The following is a 1,605-nucleotide window of genomic DNA, read 5'->3' on the forward strand; positions in this document are numbered from 1 at the left end:
GTCATTAACTATATTAACAATTAGATACTTCATTTTGGATTCAAAAGGAATCCTTCCGTCCAAAGGTGTTTGTAAATAATTCAAAAAGAAGTTATTTTCTCTATAAGATATATCTAGAAAACCATTTAAATGTAATGATGGGTCAAAATCTGGTTCGGTTAACCAACTTCTTAGTGTTGGCGAGTCTTCTATTTGAAAATTAATCCTAAACATTTATTAACCCCTTTTCGCAACTTCGTTTACTAACTTGAACTACTTCTATATTGTAATTAATTATTCCTTCTAATACTAACCTGCCACGTTATTTCAACAAGAAAAAATGACCGCCGAAGCGATCATCATCCTTAACAAAAGCACCCGTTAGTTCAACAAGGATTACTCTCAATTAAAGCAACAAAAATAGCTCTAAAAGGATATGTAGAATAACTAATAGCTAATCTTTATTGCTTGTTTGCTAACTCATCTCTATCACTTGCTAGAGGTGGTTGTTCTAACCATCCGTTATCAATCATTATCTTTGCTCCATCTGAAGCATATTGTCCGACTTCAGCCATTAGACGACTATACTCTAAACCTAAATCACGTCTGGGACTAGTAGATAAACTAGCACCATAAAAAGCCATTCCAATTGCGTTTAAAGATGTAACTTCAAACATCATTATCTTATCAGAAAACGTAAAGGTAGTTGATTCCGTTATATCAGTATCCCAAGCCATTGGGACTGGTAAATTGTCTTTACTTAGTTTTTGACTAAACACTTCAACATGCTTCTTCGCAATATCTCTACCTCTAATTAAATATTCTTTTACTTTGGCATCTTTAGCGACTTGACTGAAACCAATTAGGGTTGCAGTTCCAAGTGCATTTCGTTGTATGTTGGAGTAAAGGTTTGTTATTTCTAATGCTGATAATGGTCTCACGTCACCAAAAAATCCTGCCAAAAAGCTTTTCTCTTTAACAAACTCCACATTTTTAGGTATTGGAAAATATGGAGAGCGTATATATAGACCTTTCGATAATAACACTTCAGTTGTCATAGTATGTAACTTTGCTATTTCCGTTAGGCATTCCGTATAATAACTATTTACATCCGAACGAACAGATAAAGCAACAGCCATACTATAAGCATTTAACCCTATGTTACTTTGTCGTAATAAAAAGCGTAGATAGTAACTATCAGAAAAAAGACGTGGGGCATTTATATCAATGTCTTCACCTTCAATAAAACCATACGGAATAGGAAAGTTTTCTTTATTAAAAATAGCTGTCAATTTTGGAATATGTGATTGTGATAATTGTAATGCATACTCTAAAACTGGTCGTATTTGTGCGTCGTCAACATTATTTAAGAAATATTTTAAAAAACAGATTGAGAAGCTATCGTTCATATAAGACGGCCAAAGTTGTGAAATTTCTGCTGATGTTAACCTAATGTTATGCTCAGTTTGCATATTGTCATTCCTTCCAAATCTAGCTGGCTTAAATTATTATTTTCAGTTAAAGGTTATTTTATTTACGATATATCGAAGTCTCTTCTTTTTATACAAAAGTTAATTACATCTTCAACTAAACAGCCACGTTACTTTAAGTACAGTACTTCACAAT

2 protein-coding genes are annotated in these 1,605 nt (G+C 32.7%); both read right to left on the reverse strand.

All coding sequences use genetic code 11. The annotated features are described in order from the left end of the window. A partial coding sequence (locus V7659_RS30275) for a hypothetical protein (protein WP_335543721.1) occupies positions 1-213 on the reverse strand: 213 nt, incomplete at its 3' end. Positions 214-440: 227 nt separating this feature from the next. Then, positions 441-1,451 carry a DUF3231 family protein gene (locus V7659_RS30280; RefSeq protein WP_335543722.1) on the reverse strand — a complete coding sequence of 337 codons (1,011 nt, stop codon included), beginning with the start codon at positions 1,449-1,451 and terminating at the stop codon, positions 441-443. Positions 1,452-1,605 lie beyond the last annotated feature (154 nt).

It is taken from the genome of Neobacillus drentensis, assembly GCF_036966985.1.
Lineage (GTDB): Bacteria > Bacillota > Bacilli > Bacillales > Cytobacillaceae > Neobacillus > Neobacillus drentensis_E.